Raw genomic sequence first — 17,059 nt, 5'->3', positions numbered from 1 at the left:
GAGTGGGCTGTTCTGGTGGACGGAGGGACAGAAAGAGGCCTTAAACCGGCCTCAGCGGACCATTAATGGGGCGCCTTGCTTACTTGGCGCTATTGATGGCGCCCTTGGGCAGCACCTGAACGATGGCGCTGCGCTGCAGCTGCACTTCAACGCCAGGCGCGAGTTCGAGGGTCAGGTAAGCCTCGCCCAGCTTGGTCACCTTGCCGAGCAGGCCGCCAGCGGTGGCGACTTCGTCACCCTTGGCTAGGGCTTCAATCATGGCGCGGTGCTCTTTCTGCTTCTTCATCTGTGGGCGGATCATCACGAAATACAGCACCACAAACATCAGCACCAGAGGGAGCATGCCGGTCAGTGAGGACATCATGTCGCCACCAGCGGCAGCTGCGGGAGCGGTTTGGGCAAAAGCAGAAGAAATGAACACGGCTAACTCCACAACGGTATAAAGACACAGACACGCGCTCCGGCCAATGCAGCCAGCGCACAGAGACCATGATTGTATGGGCTGGCCGTGTCACCTAGCCATCACAGGCGCGTCTCGGGGGTATTTGCGCAGCGGCTTGCCCGCCGGTCCCCCGGGAAGCCACGGTGGCGGACCCGCCGTCCGCACACCGGGCTTCAGGCGGCGTGCTGTTGCGACACGGGTTCCGGATGCCGGAAGGACTGCATCAGCGCCGCCCATTGCGGGCGCGCCGTGGCCAGATGCCGGGCCTTGACATGGCCATAGCCCTTGATCAGCTCGGGAATCCGGGCGATTTCCAGGGCCGTGCCATGGTTTTGAGCATTCAGGCCCGCCAAGACCTCTTCAATACTGGCCTTGTACTCATCGATCAGCGCGCGTTCCATCCTGCGCTCCTCGGTCCGGCCAAACACATCCAGCGGCGTGCCGCGCAAACCCTTGAGGCGGGCCAGCAGCTTGAAGCCGGTCAGCATCCAGGGGCCGAATTTCTGCTTTTGCAGTTCGCCCTTGTCGTTTTTGGCGGCAATCAGTGGCGGTGCCAGGTGGTAGTTGAGCTTGAAGTCGCCTTCGAACATGGCGTTGACCTTTTCGACAAAGCCGCTGTCGGCGTGCAGCCGCGCGACCTCATACTCGTCCTTGTAGGCCATCAATTTGAAGAGATAGCGGGTGACCGCCTCGGTCAGCGTGGTTTTGCCCAGCGGCGCCTCTGCCGCACGCACCCTGGTCACAAACGCCTGGTAGGTCTGCGCATAGGCCGCGTTCTGGTAGGCGGTCAGAAAATCCACACGCTTGCTCAGCATCTCGTCCAGTGAGGGCTTCTTCATGAACTCGATCACCTGGGCCGCCTTGAACAGGGCCTGGACCGAGGCCAGGTCGTGGGCGCAGCGACGGCCCCACTCGAAGGCCGCCTTGTTGTTGTCGACCTGCACGCCGTTGAGTTCGATGGCACGCATGAGCGCGGCATGCGACAGCGGCACCCGGCCTTTTTGCCAGGCAAAGCCCAGCATCAGGGGGTTGGTGTAGATCGAATCGCCGACCATCTGCACGGCCACCTGCTCGGCATCAAACGTGCCCATCAGGCCCGGGCCCACGGCGGAACTCACGGCACTTTCGCAGTTGCCGCCCGGGAATTGCCAGCCCGGGTTGGTCACAAACGCCGCCGTGGGCGTGCCATGCGTGTTCATGGCCACATAGGTGCGGCCGGGCTGCATGGCGGCGAGGGTGTATTTGCTGGCCGTGACGATGGGGTCGCAGCCAATCACCAGGTCGGCCTTGGCCGTGTCCACCTTGGTGGTGTAGATGGCCTCGGGCCGGTTGGCGATCTGGATGTGGCTCCAGGTGGCGCCGCCTTTTTGCGCCAGGCCACCCGCATCCTGCGTGACCACGCCCTTGCCTTCGAGGTGGGCGGCCATGCCCAGCAACTGGCCGATGGTGATGACACCGGTGCCGCCGACGCCGCCGACCACAATGCCCCAGGCGCATTCCGCCACCGGCAGCACCGGTTCGGGAATTTCCGGCAAGCCCGAAGGTGCGCCTTTTTTCTCTTTCTTGGGCTTCTTGAGCTGGCCACCCTCCACGGTCACAAAGCTCGGGCAAAAGCCCTTGACGCAGGAGAAATCCTTGTTGCAGGTGTTCTGGTTGATGCGGCGCTTGCGGCCAAATTCGGTTTCCAGCGGTTCCACCGACAGGCAGTTGGACGCTACCCCGCAGTCGCCACAACCCTCACACACCAGTTCATTGATCACGACACGCTTTTCCGGGTCCGCCAGGGTGCCGCGCTTGCGGCGCCGGCGTTTCTCCGTGGCGCAGGTCTGGTCGTAAATGATGGCGGTCGTGCCCTTGAGTTCGCGGAACTCGCGCTGTATGCGGTCCAGTTCATCGCGGTGGTGCACGGTCACGCCGGGCGGCAGCGAGTCGAGCAGTTCGGGGTGGCCCGCACGCGCGGGGCTGATCGGGCCGGTGTGCATGCGGCCGTGGTACTTCTCGGGCTCGTCGGTGACCACGACCATTTTGACCACGCCCTCGGCCCGCAGGCTGTGGGCAATTTGCGGCACCGAGTGCCCCTCGGGCCGTTCGCCGACCTGCTGGCCGCCGGTCATGGCCACCGCGTCGTTGTAGAGGATCTTGTAGGTGATGTTGACACCGGCGGCAATGCTCTGGCGGATCGCCAGCAGGCCGCTGTGGAAGTAGGTGCCGTCGCCCAGATTGGCAAAAATGTGCTGGTCGGTGGTGAAGGCCGACTGGCCGACCCAGGGCACGCCCTCGCCGCCCATCTGGGTGAAGGTGGACGTGGAGCGGTCCATCCAGGTTGCCATGTAGTGGCAGCCAATGCCCGCCACGGCGCGCGAGCCCTCGGGCACGCGCGTGCTGGTGTTGTGCGGGCAGCCGCTGCAAAACCACGGGGCGCGTTCGCCAGTGTCCACGGTGAGTTCGGCCAGCGCACGCTCGCGCGCGTCGATGACGGCCAGCCGGCCCTCCATGCGCGCAATGATGTCGCCGGGCACGCCCAGCTTCTTCAGGCGCTTGGCGATGGCCTTGGCGATGATGGCCGGCGTCAGATCGGCCTTGGCGCGCAGCAGCCAGTTTTCGCTCGGGTTGGGCATGGACCATTCGCCGCCCGAGGCATCGCCCTCGGGCTCGTCGAACTTGCCCAGCACATTGGGGCGCACGTCGGCGCGCCAGTTGTACAGCTCTTCCTTGATCTGGTATTCGATGACCTGGCGCTTTTCCTCGACCACCAGGATTTCCTGCAGCCCCAGGGCAAAGTCGCGCGTGATGCTGGCTTCCAGCGGCCAGACCACGTTGACCTTGTGCAGGCGTATGCCCAGCTGGTGGCAGGTGTCCTCGTCCAGCCCCAGGTCGATCAGCGCCTGGCGCGTGTCGTTGAAGGCCTTGCCGCTGGCGATGATGCCGAAGCGGTCTTTCGGGCCCTCGATCACGTTGTGGTTGAGCTTGTTGGCACGGATGTAGGCCAGTGCGGCATACCATTTGTAGTCCATCAGGCGCGCTTCCTGCTCCAGCGGCGGGTCGGGCCAGCGGATGTGCAGGCCGCCGGGCGGCATCTGGAAGTCCTCGGGAATGATGATGCTCACGCGGTCCGGGTCCACCGACACCGAGCTCGACGACTCCACCACCTCCTGGATGGTTTTCATGCCCGACCAGACGCCGGAAAAACGGCTCATGGCGAAGGCATGCAGGCCCATGTCGAGAATGTCCTGCACGCTGGACGGGAAAAACACCGGCAGGCCGCAGGCCTTGAAGATATGGTCGCTCTGATGCGCCGCGGTCGAGCTTTTGGAGATGTGGTCATCCCCGGCAATGGCGATCACGCCGCCATGCCTGGCGGTCCCCGCCATGTTGGCGTGCTTGAACACATCCGAGCAGCGGTCCACGCCCGGGCCCTTGCCGTACCAGATGCCGAACACGCCATCGAACTTGTTGGTCTGCGGAAAGATGTCGAGCTGCTGGGAGCCCCAGACGGCGGTGGCAGCCAGCTCTTCATTGACGCCGGGCTGGAACACCACGTTCTGTACGGCCAGGTGTTTTTTGGCGGCCCACAAGGCCTGGTCGTAACCGCCCAGCGGCGAGCCGCGGTAGCCGCTGATGAAACCTGCGGTGTTCAGGCCGGCGAGGACGTCACGCGTGCGCTGCAGCATGGGCAGGCGCACCAGCGCCTGCACGCCGCTCATGAAGGCGCGGCCGTGGTCAATGGAATATTTGTCGTCCAGCGTGACGGTTTCCAGCGCTTTGCGGATGTGATCGGGCAGCGGGGCGTTCATGGTCGTTGTCTCCAGATGGTGGCTAATGCCGGCCTTGCGGGCTGGTCTCTACAGGGCCAAACCCGGTTTTGGCCGGCCCGCTATCTCCCTGCAAAGTGTATGCGTCACGGGCGGATAAATCTTTGCTTTCTTTGCCCGATAAAAGCCTACTCAAGAAAGAATCTTGCCGCAAAATAAGAGAAATGGAAACACTAGACAAGTTCGACATTGCCATCCTGAAAGAATTGCAGCTGGAAGCCCGGCTGACCAACGCCGAACTGGCCTCGCGCGTGGGCCTGTCGGCCGCGCCCTGCTGGCGCCGCGTGCGGGCGCTGGAAGAAGCCGGCTACATCACCGGCTACCGTGCCGAGATCAACCGCTACAAGATAGGCCTGGGCGTGCTGGCCTTCGTGCGGCTGGATGCCGACCGCAACAACGGCAACGCGACGCGCGAGCTGGAAGAAGCCATCAAGAAGCTGCCCGAAGTCATCGCCTGCCACTACATCAGCGGCACCGGCACCTTCGAGCTGCAGGTGGTGGCGCAGGACCTGGAAGCCTTCAGCAAGTTCGCGCTGCAAAGCCTGATCAACCTGCCGAATGTGAAAGACCTGCATACCAGCTTCTCGCTGGGCGAGGTCAAGGCCAGCAGCGCGTTGCCGCTGGAACACCTGAGACGGACCGCGCGCTGAGGCTGAAATATGACTGAAACAGGCCTGTAGCGCTTGCGGAACGGGCGTATTCAGCTATCGTTTCAATAGCAAATCACCAAGCACCGGTGACACGGCATCAGTCACGCACGCGGCACGGGCCGAGGCGCTTACTTGGGCCAGAGCACCCAGAGCCGCAGCGGCTGGTTGACGCGCGACGCCATCTCGCCGGCCTCGGCCCCCGTGCCCGCGAAATAGTCGGCCCGCACCGCCCCCACGATGGCACTGCCGGTATCCTGCGCAAACACCAGCTTCTGCAGAGCGGCCGCATTGCCGCGGGAGGCCAGCCACACGGGGGTGCCGTAGGGAATGCTGCCCGGGTCGACCGCAATCGAGCGCCCCGGGGTCAGCGCCACGCCCTGCGCACCCTTGGGGCCAAAAGCCGCATCAAAATCACTGAGCACCTCTTCGCGGAAGAAGATATAGCGCGGATTGCTCCAGAGCAGCTGCTGCACGCGCTGCGGATTTTGCGCCACCCAGGCCTTGGTGGCGTCAGGCCAGGGGCTGACCTTGCTGACGCCCTGCTCCAGCAACCACTGGTTCACGCTGCGGTAGGGCTGGTCGTTGGAGCCGGCAAAGGCGACGCGCACCGTGCGCTGCGCGCCGTCGGGCTCGCTGATGCTGAGCCGGCCCGAGCCCTGGATGTGCAGCACCAGGGCGTCGATGGGGTCGGCCACCCAGGCGATTTCCCGGCCCTTGAGGGCGGCCTTCGCCTCGGGCAAGGTATCGATTTCCTGCCGCGAGAACCACGGCTTGCGGCTGCCCAGCGTGGCCGGCGTGCGGTACAGCGGCACCTCGTAAGCCCCGCCCGCCTGGCGGCTGGCCTTGAAAACCGGCTCGTAATAGCTGGTCAGCAGACCCTCTGCGCTCCCCTGCAGGGCCTCGACCCGATAGGGCTGGAGGCGGGCCAGCATCCAGGTACGCTGCTCTTCCCCGGACGCAATGCTCAGGCGCCGGACCTCGCCGCACAGCGGCGCAAAGGTCGGGCCTGGCCGCTCGCAACTCTTGATCCAGGCGTTCCAGGCTTCAAACAGCGCATCCTCCTCAAACCCCGGCAACTCGGCCCAACGGACAGGAACCCAGCGGCTTTTGGCCTTCAGCAAGGGCGCGGGCAATGGCCCCGCATCGCCCGGGCGCTGGCCTGTTGCCGTGGGCTCCGCGTCAGCACCGGGCGGCAATGGCGCCATGGGCGGCAGGGGCGTGCCCACGCAGGCGGCGAGCAGCGCCACGATGGCGATAATTGACGCCAACCGTATTGACCGCCCTGAGCGCATCGAAGCGGTATCTGCAATCCAAGGAAATGTCATGGCCCTACTTTTTCTCGAAGCCCTGGGGGCGTTGCTGCTGCTGGTATTCATTGTGTGGTGGACGATGTTTTCGGGCCGTCGGCATGGCGAGCTGAAAGACGATTCAGCGCACCCCGCGCCGCCCCTGGAAGCCGAGAAAAACAAAACCCGATAGCTACAAATTTCGTAGCATATTAGCCAGCTCCACCGCCGACTTGACCCCCATCTTGTCAAAAACGCGGGCCCGGTGAACCTCCACCGTCCGGACGCTGATATCCAGCTCGTCGGCGACCAGCTTGTTGGGCAACCCCTCCACGACCAGGCGCATCACGTCGCGCTCGCGATCGGTCAGGCCGTCCAGCCGCGCCTGCAGGCCGATGGATTGGCTGTGCTCGGCCAGCGCGGCCGCGGAATGCTGGAGCGCCAGCACCACCCGGTCCACCAGCGCGTTGTCTGAAAACGGTTTTTCACAGAAATCGAAGGCGCCGCGCTTGACGCTGGCCACTGCGGTGGGCACATCGGCATGGCCGGTCAAAAAGATCACCGGCAGGGTCGGCAGCAGGCCATAGGCAATCAGCTTTTCAAACATGGCCAGGCCGCTGAGGCCCGCCATGCGCACATCGAGCAACACGCAGGACGGGGCCTCGACCTTGAACTGCTGCGACACCCGGGCATCGAAGGCTTCGGCGGAGTCAAAGGTCTCGCTCAGCAGGCGCCGCGAACGCAGCAGCCAGGCAAGCGCATCGCGCACGCCGGCGTCGTCATCGACGATGTAAACCGTGGCGTTGTGAATGGGTTCCATGGTCAGGTTTTCCAGGTGGCCTAGGAGGCGTTCGGCGCGGCGGCGTCAGTCGTCTGCGCCAACGCCACCGGCAGGGTAAAAGTGAAAATGGTACCTTGCGGCTGCGCGGGCTCAAATCCGAGGAAACCGCCGTGCTGCTCGATCACGGTGCGGCACAGGCTCAGGCCCAGGCCCATGCCCTCTTCCTTGGTCGTGAAAAAGGGGGTGAAAAGCTGCTTGGCGACCTGCTCCGAAATCCCCTCGCCGCAGTCCGTCACCGAAAACTCCACCCAGCGGCTTTGCGCCCTGGAGGCCGCCGGGCGAATGCGCAGCGTCAGCACTTTCTCGTGCAGGGCCGCAGGCGTCTGTGCCGCCGGCGCTTCCTGCGCGCCCTGCATGGCCTGCATGCCGTTGCGCGACAGGTTGAGCAGCACCTGCTCGACCATGGTGCGGTCGCACCGCACCGGCGCGCAGGCCGCATCCACCTCGATCGCCACGCGCACCCCCAGCTTGCGGGCCTGCAGGCTGACCAGCGGCATCACCGCGTCGAGCAGGGCACGCGGCGCCACCGCCTCGCGCACCTGATCGCGCCGCCGCACAAAGTCGTGCACGCTTTTGATGACCTTGCCGGCACGCTCGGCCTGCTCGGCAATGCGGCGCATGGCCAGCTGCAGTTCTTCGGACAGCGGCGGCTCCGGATGGTCCGCGCCCGGGCCGCCCCGGAAAGACGTCGCCATGGGGGCGGTTGCACCTTCCTGCAGGAGATTGAGCGAGCCGGTCGCATAGCTCGAAATGGCGGCCAGCGGCTGGTTCAGCTCATGGCTGAGCAGCGAGGCCATTTCACCGACCATGGCCAGCCGCGCCGTGGCCTGCAGGCGGTCCTGGCTGGCGCGGGAGAGCTCCTCAATGCGGCGCTGCTCACTCACATCGAGAATGGCACTCATCCAGCCGGTGTGCTTGCCCACGGCGTTGATCAGCGGCGCCTCCATGATGAGCACCGGGAACCGCGTGCCGTCGCGCCGCATGAACACCGACTCATGGCTCTCCTGCGGCAGATTTTTACCCGACAGGCGAACTTGCTGGCGCTGCTGGTACATGTCCGCCAGTTCCGGGGGCCAATAGGGCGAGGGGAAGCTCTGGTTGAGCAAATCCTTGGCCTCCACCCCCACCATCTGGCAAAAGGCCGGATTGACATAGGTGATACGTCCCTCCAGATCCCGCGCACGCAGGCCCGTGCGCAGCGAGTCCTCCATGGCCTTGCGAAAGGCCAGGGCCTCGCCCAGGTCGTGCTCCACCTTCTGGCGCCGCCGCATGTCGCGGGCCAGCAAAAAAAGCACGGCCAGCAAAGTCAGTGACATGGCCGTGACCAGCGCCGTCAGGATATTGGGGAACAGGGCCGGCGTCCCGAGCCGGCGCTCCATGCGGACGACCAGCGTGTTGCCCGACAGGTCCAGCAGTTGCTGCGCGACATAAATCCGGCTGCCGCGCGAAGGCACGCCGAGCAGCGCCAGACGCGTGCCATCGGCCTCCGTGAACGACAGGCCCACACCTCGCACCAGCTGCTTGCCCACCAGTTCGCCCAGGATGTCCTGCAGCGAATAGGTCGCCACGATGTAGCCGGTCACGCGGCCGGCCAGCACCAGGGGCATGCACATGTCCAGAACTTCCATGCCCATGCCATCCGGTTGCGGCAGGAAGTAGCTGGTGGAATAGGTCGGGCCGCTCAGACGGCTGGCCGTCGAGCAGGTCAGGCTGACATCAGCCTCCATGCTGCCGCGCCCCAGCCGTTCGAACACCGAGAAGCGGTACGGCGTCTCGACCGCCCCCAGCACCTGCAGCGCCTGGTTGCGCCACTCCAGCCGCATGATTTCACGGTTTTCGCGCAGCAGATCGGCCGCCCGCGCACGCCAGGCGTCGGGCGTCTGTTCAAACGCGTGCAGGGCCTGAAACGTATGCAGGTTGCGGGTCAGCCCCGAACGGATGTCGGCCACGGCTTCCGCCGCATCATGCTCCAGCCGGCTTTGCACCATGCTGGATTCGTAGCGTCCGCTCAGCCAGATCAGGGTCCCCAGCAGGGCCACGACCAGCGCCACCAGCAAGGCCCACAAAGACCAGCGCCGGCTGGCCCAGCTGATGCCACGCCACGGGGAAAATCTCACGCGCTTGAGCTTCACAGCACGCGATGCCCCAGGGCCGGAAGACGGCGCCGCACGTCCTGAAGATGGGCACCCAGCACCTCGCCCATCACCAGCCCCGCACCTTCGGCCTGCTGCGCCAGAACCTGGCCCCAGGGATCCACCAGCATGCTGTGGCCCCAGGTGCGGCGCGCATTTTCGTGGATGCCCCCTTGGGCGGCGGCCAGCACATACGCCAGATTTTCAATCGCCCGGGCGCGCAGCAAGACCTCCCAGTGCGCCTGGCCGGTGGTGTAGGTGAAGGCGCTGGGCACCAGCAGCAGATCGGCCTTCAGGGCACGGTAAAGCTCGGGGAAGCGCAGGTCGTAGCAGACGCTCATGCCTATGGTGTAGACATGGCCGTCACGCGACGCCAGCTCAAACCGGACCGGCTGCGAGCCCGGCTCCAGCACGCGGGTTTCGTCGTAGTCTTCCTGGCCTTGCGCAAACCTGAACAAATGGACCTTGTCGTAGCGCGCCACGCAGTCGCCCGACGGCGCGTAAGCCAGTGAGCAGTTGCGTGCCCGGCCGGCGTCGGGGGTCGCCATCGGCAGGGTGCCGCCGACAATCCACAGCCCCAGTTCACGCGCCGAACGGCTCAGGAAATCCTGGATCAGGCCGCGCCCCGCGGTTTCCCGGATTTTCAGTTTGTCGGTGTCCTTCAAACCCATGACGCAAAAATACTCGGGCAGCACCGCCAGCTCGGCCCCCTGGGCGGCGGCCTGGGCAAGCAACTGGCCGGCGGCCTCCAGATTCGCCTGGACGCCGGTGCCTGAAACCATCTGGATGGCAGCAACTTTCATGATCAACGGGTCTCCGTGGAAGTGACATCAGCCTGACCTTCGGGCTGGGCTTTGCGGCTCACCTTGGTGATTTTGGGGTCTGACCAGGTGCCATCGATCTGGAACTCCTGGGTGGCCGCCTGCATCAGCGGGCGGCGCAGAAACATCTGCGCCAGAAAGCTGCCCAGGCCAATGGCCGGGTTGATGACCGTGGCAATCAGCGAAGCCGTGCCGGCATTGATTTCAGGCACGACGACCACCCGGATATTTTGCGTTTCACGGGCAATGTCGGCGCTGCCTGCCATCAGCACGGCGGCATTCACGCCGCGCATCTGCAGGTTGTTGGTGGTCGCCAGCCCCTGGTTGATGTTGACGTCGCCGCGCACGAAGTCGAAGGCAAAGCCTTCGGAAAAGACATCGCGGAAATCCAGCGTCAGGCGCCGGGGCAGGGACTGCAGGCTCAGCACACCCAGCAGCTTGGCGATGCCCGGGTCGGCCTTCACAAACTGCCCCGACTCGACATTCACGTTGAACTGCCCGCTCATGCTCGGATAGTCCAGGCTCAGGGGGGAGCCCATCCAGGCCACCTGGCCTTCGAGCTTGCCCTTGCCGCGGCGGATCAGCTCGCCCATGCCGAAGCGTTTGAGCAGCTCACCGGAGTCGGCCATGTCCAGCTTGAAGTTCATCGCGGTACGGCGGCGCTCGGCGGCGGCCTTTGCCGTGGCGCGCGATCCGCTGGTCCCTGGGGAGGTGGCCGGCACGTTCACGGCCGCCCAGTTACCCGTCGCCGTGAACACGGCTTCGGGCAGGATCACGTTGAATTTGTTCAGGCGCCACTCGCGAACGCCCTCGCGCGCTGCGCCAAAGCTGCCCCGGTTGACCGCATCAATTTCAACCCGCCCCAGCTTCTTGCCGCGCAACTCCATGTCCTCCACCACGATGTCCAGGGCCGGAATACTGGCAGGCTGCTCATCCAGAATGGCTTCCACATCGCTGGCCGCGCTGGGCGCCAGGCTCAAACGCGAAAGCCGCGCATACACGCGTCCCGCGCCAATGCCGCCGGGCTGGCGAAACTCCGCATAGCCGTTGAGCTCGGACGCCTCGATATTGGCGCGCCAGTTCAAGCCTTCTCGTGATCCGCCCACCACCACATTGTTCAGCCTGCGCCCCCCCACCAGCAGTTCCCTGGCGCGTATGGCCATTACCGTGGGCAGATAGGTCATGGCCGCATTGGCGTCCGAGTGGCTGGCGGCCACGGAAGCCGGCCCGGAGGCGGCGCCGGTCGCGGCACTGTCGCCAGATGGCGTGGAAAGAATTTTCTCCCAGGCATCCAGGTCGACCCGGGCCAGGTTGATGTTGGCGGCCACGCCCGCTTCCTGCGACGGCACCGTTTCACCGGCCTCCAGACCCACGGCAATGCCGCCCCGGAGCACACGGGGTTCGGCGCCGCTCAGGTCGCGCACATAGTTGATCGAAGCCACGCGGCCAATGCTCAGCGACAGCTGATCCTGCAGTTTCTGCCCCATGCTCATGGAATCCCGCAGCAGGGCATTCTCGAACCGGAGCGGCAGCGCAGCCTCCGCGGTTTTGCCCAGGGGGGCCGGCAGGCTCAGCGCCAAACCCTGCAAACTGCTGGCCACCATGAACTCGGAAACCCCGCGCCGAAAGCCCAGCGAGGCGGTGTAGGCGGTGCTGCCGCTGGCGTGTTGGGCCATGCGGGAGACAAGCCCCAGGTTGCCAGCCTTTCGCAAGCCCTCTGCGGTGAGCGTGCCCTGCGCCTTGAAGGCCACGCTGGTGCCGGCCTCCGGCCCGCCTGCCGCCGGACGGGTCGCAGTGCGCGTGCCGCCATCAAAACGGATATCGCCGCCCAGGAGCTGCGCCTGGGCGCCTGCGACCGAAAACCCCCGCTCGCTCACGGTCACCACGCCCTTGAGTTTGCCCAGCTGCGGGGTCCCCGGGGTGAACTGCACATCATTGCCGGGCAGGGTGATGCTTCCCTCGACCCGCGATTTGTCGATCGAATGAATCGGCAGGTTCAGGCGAAAACGGTAATCGCCCGCGCCGGTGGCCACGGCCTTGGCCAGCACCTGGTCCGTCATGCCGCCCACCGGCGAGGTGTTGACGAAGCCCAGCGCGTCGGCCAGCGCCCCCTTGAGCTCAAGCGCCACCTCGACCGTGGCGTTATGGATCAGGTCGGGAATTCGGGCACTGCCCTTGAGCAGCTGCAGGCCGGGCAAGCCCGCCAGCTTTCCGGTGGCGCCGTTGACCTCGAGGGCCGCCCGGTTGAAGACCAGCTCGCCATCGAGCCCGGTGAGGGCCGGCCACGGCGCAGCGCCGGCCGGCTGCAGGGTGTTCGGCACATAGGCAAAGTGTCCGTTTTTCACTTTGGCGGAAACCCGGAAATCGCCCTGCGCCGGATTGGCGAAGGGGAGCTGGCTGACGGGGCCCTTGACCTTGAATTTCACGTCGCTGACCTGGCCCTGCACCACGGCATCGCGCACATAGTGACGCGCCTCTGGCGCCAGCACCAGCGGCAAATAACGGTGCACCCGGCTACCATCGCCCCGGCTCAAGCTGCCCTGCAGATCCAGCACGCCGGGGAAGCGGTGGTCGGACAAGGGGCCAGCGCCGGCCGCGGTAGCCGGGGTCGTCGGAGCGGGGGCCGAATCGTCGGTGTGCCAGCTGACCTGCGCCTCACCCTGCGCATCGGTATTGGCAAACTGCAGATTGCGCAGTTGCACTTCCATTTTGCGGCCTGAAAACTTCCACTGGGCGTCCACCGACAACTGATCGAGCGGGAGCTGCGGCTCCTCGAAGATGCCCGGCAGATCAAGCCCGCCGTTGAGGATTTTTACTTTGGCGTGGCCGCCTTCGTTCGTGAGGTCAAAATCAATCGCCGCCCCGCTGATGCCCGGCCGGCCGGGGCTGTCGTGCGAGACAGCGCTTGCGGCGCCAGCCACGCTCAAACCCGCCACGCGGCCCTTGGCGGCAAAGCTGGCAGGCGCCTCCGGCGGCCCCTGCCAGCGGAGGTCCACGGTCTCCACCAGGCCCCTGGGGGCAAAAGAAGTCAGGAGCTCATGGGTCGCACTGTCCAGCGGCAGGCGATGGGCAATCTGCGCCAGCGCGGCCAGGTCCAGCATGTCGCCCTTGAACTCGCTGTGCAGGGGCGCTCCCGCTGCATCGCTGGTTTGGACCAGCGCCAGGTTGCCACCGGGCCACTGCAGGCCCTCCCGGGTTCGAAACCGCAGGCCCTGGGTGTTGAAATCAAAACCATCGGCGCGCCGTCCGCCGCCGAAGCGCCCGGCGACGGACTCAAACCCGAGTGGCTGCAACTTCTGGCCGAGCCTGGCCTCCACCTGCTGCAGCGCCACATCGGCCACGCCTCCGGTGATTTTCCCCTTGCTGACATCCGCCCAGGCGCGCAGCGCCCCGTGGCCTCCGATCAGCTCCACGCCCAGCGAGTCCAGGTTGCTGTATTGCTTGACGCGGGACAGGTCGACACGGTCGGACCCGGCGTAGAGCTGGCCGGTCCATGTCGCCAGATCGCCGGCCTTGGTCGACAACAAGGACTGCCTGAAGATGCCCCTGAGGGTGAAGCGCTCACCCCATTCGGCCGGCGGCGTGGCATCCAGGCGCATGAGGTGGCGCCGCCGGGCATTGCGCATGACGCCGTCCACCTGGGTCAGCGTCAAAGGCGGTGCCTGGCGCAACTCGTCGGTCCAGTGCACGGTCCCGCCGCGCAGGACAAACTCGGTCTGCGAGAAAAACCAGTCGGCCACCGCGCTGTGGCCGGCGGCCTGCTCCCTGGACACATCCAGCCCGCCCACATAGATTTGGCCATCGGCGGCGCGCCGGACATCGAATTCGGGCTGGTCGATATACAGCTGCTCAAAGCCCAGCCCCCAGAGCGAGGAGGGCGACAGGGCGCCCAGCAGGCGCGGCAGGCGCAGGGCCTCGCGCCCTTGCGCATCCAGCAGGGTGACGTCGCGCAACTCAAACGACGGAATCATGCCCTGCGAATGGGCGCTGATCTGGCCAATGCGGACCGGCACCCCCAGGGCCTTGCTGGCCTCTGCTTCCAGGCGCGGACGGAATTCTCCGATTCGCGGCACAATCCAGCCATGCAGCACGATCCAGCTCAGGCCGAAGAGCAGCCAGGCGGTCACGACCAGCCACAACACCAGGCGCACGGCGCCGGTGATCCATCGCAGGCGTCGGGACGGCAGGGCTGAGAGAGTGGGAATCGTTGGCTCCATTGACATGAGAATTATGACCGCCGACGGCGCAGCCCGCCCGGCGCAAAACCACGATGATTTGTGAAGTAGTGTGATGACCGTCGCCTCCACCGCCTGTCCCAACCCCCCGCCTTCCTCCCAGTCGGCCGCCTCGGCCTATTCCCGGTTTGTTCTGCGCATTCGCCGTCGCTACGCGGAACAGATGCCGCTGCTGCCTGCCGGCGCGCCGCTGCGTGCGACCATGCAAACCACTCTGGAGGCGCTTCTGGCGAGCGGCCTGGACACCGGCTCGGCGCTGCGCGTGCTGCGCCAGCTGGTGATGGAGCGGCTGGTGGTGCTCGATTGCGACGGCGCCTGCGAACATCAGGCGCCGCTCGTTGTGGTGACCCGGGCCATGACCGAGCTGGCCGAACTGGCCCTAGATGTGGCCATGCAAAATTCCGGCGAGGCGCTGGACGCGATCTATGGTGCGCCGCAGGCACCCGGCGGGGCGCGCGCCCAGATGTGGGTGGTGGGCATGGGCAAGCTCGGGGCGCGGGAACTCAATGTCTCCAGCGACATCGACCTGATTTACGTCTATGACCACGACGGCGAGACGGCGGGCCGCAGCGATGGCCGCGGCCAGATCTCCAACCACGAATACTTTGCGCACCAGGTCAAGGCGGTTTTCAACCTGATCGGCGATGCCACCGAGCATGGCTTCGTGTTCCGCGTCGACCTGGCCCTGCGGCCCAACGGCAACTCCGGGCCGGCCGCCATTTCGCTCAGCGCGCTGGAAGAGTATTTCCAGGACCAGGGGCGCGAATGGGAACGCTTTGCCTGGCTGAAGAGCCGCGTGGTGGCGCCCCTGGCCTGCATACGCAGCGGCTCGGCACAGGCCTTGCGCGGCTCCGTGCTGCCCTTCGTCTTCAGGCGCTACCTGGACTACAACGTGTTTGATGCGCTGCGCGTGCTGCACCGCCAGATTCGCGACCATGCGGCCAAGCGCTGCGCCGGCCATCCCGAGCGCGCCAACGATGTGAAGATGTCGCGCGGCGGCATTCGCGAGATCGAATTCACCGTGCAACTGCTGCAGGTGGTGCGCGGCGGCCGGTTCCCCGAACTGCGCACCCGCCCGACCGTTGACGCCCTGCAGCGCCTCGCCCATGCCGGGCTGATGCCCCAGGATACCGCCGACGCCATGGCGCGGGCCTACGACTTTTTGCGCAAGGTGGAACACCGCATCCAGTACCTGGATGACCAGCAAACCCATGTCCTGCCGACCCGCGACGATGACCTGGGCTGGATTGCGCAAACCCTGGGCTACAGCAGCTGCGGCGCGCTTCTCAGCGAACTGGACGCGCACCGCGAGCTGGTCGCCGGCGAGTTTGACCGCCTGCTGGGCGGCAGCGCCGACTGCAAGCGCTGTGGCAAGGTTGCCGGCGCGCCGCCTCAACAGCTCGATGAGCTGCTCGACCAGCTGTCGGAGCAGTGGCCGGAACAGTTTCGCGCCCGGCTGGCGCCGTGGCGCCAGCACCCTCGGGTACTGGCCCTGCGCGAGGACTCGCGCACCCGCCTGATGCGGCTGCTGCAGCGCACGGCGCAGTGGCTGCAGGAAGGCAGCGTCACGGAAGAAGCCGCCGTTCGGCTGATCGACTGGATTGAGCCCCTGCTCAGGCGGGAAAATTACCTGGCCCTGCTGCAGGAGCGCCCGGCCGTGCACCAACGCCTGCTGCGCCTGCTGGGTGCGGCCAGGTGGCCGGCGCGCTACCTGCTCCAGCACCCCGGCCTGATTGACGAACTGGCCAGCGACGAACTGCTGCATGAACGCTTTGACCCCCTGGCTTTCGCCAGGGAGTTGCAGCAGCGGCTGGCCGCGCTCCGGCGCACCGGCGAGGACGACGAGGAAACCTGCCTGAACCTGCTGCGCCGCGCCCACCATGCCGAGGTGTTCCGCACGCTGGCCCGGGATGTGGAAGGGGTGCTCAGCGTCGAGCAGGTGGCCGACGATTTGAGCGCGCTGGCCGAAGCCGTGCTGCGCATCACCACCGACTGGTGCTGGCAGCGCCTGAAAAACCGGCACCGCGACACGCCCCAGTTCGCCATCATTGCCTACGGCAAGCTGGGCGGCATGGAGCTCGGCTACGGCAGCGACCTGGACATCGTGTTTGTCTACGAAGACGAGGACGAGCGCGCCCCCGAAGTCTATGCGGCCTTTGTGCGCAAGCTGATCAACTGGCTGACCGTCAAGACCGGCGAGGGCGACCTGTTCGAGATCGACACCGCCTTGCGGCCCAACGGCAATTCAGGCCTGCTGGTGACCAGCTTTGAGGCCTACACACGCTACCAGCAGCAACGCGGCAGCAACACCGCCTGGACCTGGGAGCACCAGGCCATGACGCGCGCCCGCTTCGTGCTCGGCGATGAATCGCTGCGCCAGCGCTTTGACCTGGTGCGCGAGGCCGTCGTCACCGCGCCGCGCGAGGCGGCGGCGCTGCGCCATGAAATTGTGGCCATGCGCGAAAAGGTGCGCGGCGCCCATCCCGTCAAAGGCGGCAAATTTGACATCAAGCACAGCACCGGCGGCATGGTGGATGCCGAGTTTGCGGTGCAGTTCCTGGTGCTTTCACAATCGGCACGGCACCGGGAGCTGATCGACAACGTGGGCAACATCGCCCTGCTGCAGCGCGCGGAAACCGCCGGCCTGCTGCCCGCGGGCATTGGCCGGCAGGCCGCCGCTGCCTACCGCGAACTGCGGCGCGTGCAGCACCATGCCCGCCTCAACGAGGAGCCGACCCAGGTCACGCCACCGGCGCTCCTGGCCGAGTGCACCGCCATCCAGCAGCTGTGGGCCGCCGCCTTCCCGTCAGGCAGCTGATTGTGAGCGGCTCTTAGTTCAA

Annotated in this window: 10 protein-coding genes; 3 read left to right on the top strand and 7 right to left on the bottom strand. The window is 65.9% G+C overall.

The features are described 5' to 3' along the window. Positions 1–79: 79 nt before the first annotated feature. Positions 80–421, bottom strand: coding sequence for a preprotein translocase subunit YajC (gene yajC / locus PJE01S_RS17390; RefSeq protein ID WP_068834903.1), 342 nt, complete (start codon positions 419–421; stop codon positions 80–82). Between the two features lie 194 nt (positions 422–615). Beyond that, positions 616–4,236 (bottom strand): indolepyruvate ferredoxin oxidoreductase family protein, encoded by a 3,621-nt coding sequence (locus PJE01S_RS17385; RefSeq protein WP_068834902.1) that lies wholly within the window; start codon positions 4,234–4,236, stop codon positions 616–618. Positions 4,237–4,418: 182 nt separating this feature from the next. On the opposite strand from PJE01S_RS17385, the gene PJE01S_RS17380 reads away from it, so the two are divergent. Beyond that, complete coding sequence (locus PJE01S_RS17380) at positions 4,419–4,904, top strand: Lrp/AsnC family transcriptional regulator (protein WP_068834901.1); 486 nt, start codon at positions 4,419–4,421, stop codon at positions 4,902–4,904. Between the two features lie 128 nt (positions 4,905–5,032). Here the strand turns inward: PJE01S_RS17380 and mltA are convergent, their stop codons facing one another. After that, positions 5,033–6,280, bottom strand: coding sequence for a murein transglycosylase A (gene mltA / locus PJE01S_RS17375; RefSeq protein ID WP_084389613.1), 1,248 nt, complete (start codon positions 6,278–6,280; stop codon positions 5,033–5,035). Between mltA and PJE01S_RS25585 the strand changes: the two genes are divergently transcribed. Then, complete coding sequence (locus PJE01S_RS25585) at positions 6,228–6,383, top strand: hypothetical protein (protein WP_169804396.1); 156 nt, start codon at positions 6,228–6,230, stop codon at positions 6,381–6,383. The two genes, mltA and PJE01S_RS25585, sit on opposite strands and share 53 nt — an antisense overlap. Here the strand turns inward: PJE01S_RS25585 and PJE01S_RS17370 are convergent, their stop codons facing one another. From PJE01S_RS17370 to PJE01S_RS17355, 4 genes are read right to left on the bottom strand one after another with little or no spacing between them, the layout of a single operon-like run. Beyond that, on the bottom strand, positions 6,384–7,010 hold the full coding sequence (locus tag PJE01S_RS17370) for a response regulator transcription factor (protein ID WP_068834899.1): 627 nt from the start codon (positions 7,008–7,010) through the stop codon (positions 6,384–6,386). Positions 7,011–7,030: 20 nt separating this feature from the next. Continuing rightward, on the bottom strand, positions 7,031–9,148 hold the full coding sequence (locus PJE01S_RS17365) for a two-component system sensor histidine kinase NtrB (protein ID WP_068834947.1): 2,118 nt from the start codon (positions 9,146–9,148) through the stop codon (positions 7,031–7,033). A gap of 11 nt (positions 9,149–9,159) precedes the next feature. Next, on the bottom strand, positions 9,160–9,966 hold the full coding sequence (locus PJE01S_RS25680) for a carbon-nitrogen hydrolase family protein (protein WP_068834898.1): 807 nt from the start codon (positions 9,964–9,966) through the stop codon (positions 9,160–9,162). A 2-nt stretch (positions 9,967–9,968) separates the two neighbouring features. Then, positions 9,969–14,201: a YhdP family protein gene (locus PJE01S_RS17355; protein ID WP_068834897.1), complete on the bottom strand. Its 4,233-nt coding sequence runs from the start codon at positions 14,199–14,201 to the stop codon at positions 9,969–9,971. Positions 14,202–14,274: 73 nt separating this feature from the next. On the opposite strand from PJE01S_RS17355, the gene glnE reads away from it, so the two are divergent. Beyond that, entirely contained in the window at positions 14,275–17,037 is a 2,763-nt protein-coding gene (gene glnE / locus PJE01S_RS17350; RefSeq protein WP_068834896.1) for a bifunctional [glutamate--ammonia ligase]-adenylyl-L-tyrosine phosphorylase/[glutamate--ammonia-ligase] adenylyltransferase, read from the top strand. The last annotated feature ends 22 nt before the right edge of the window (positions 17,038–17,059 follow it).

Source organism: Polaromonas jejuensis NBRC 106434, assembly GCF_001598235.1.
GTDB classification, from domain to species: Bacteria; Pseudomonadota; Gammaproteobacteria; order Burkholderiales; family Burkholderiaceae_C; genus Polaromonas; species Polaromonas jejuensis.
This window is presented reverse-complemented; position numbering and strand designations above follow the sequence as displayed.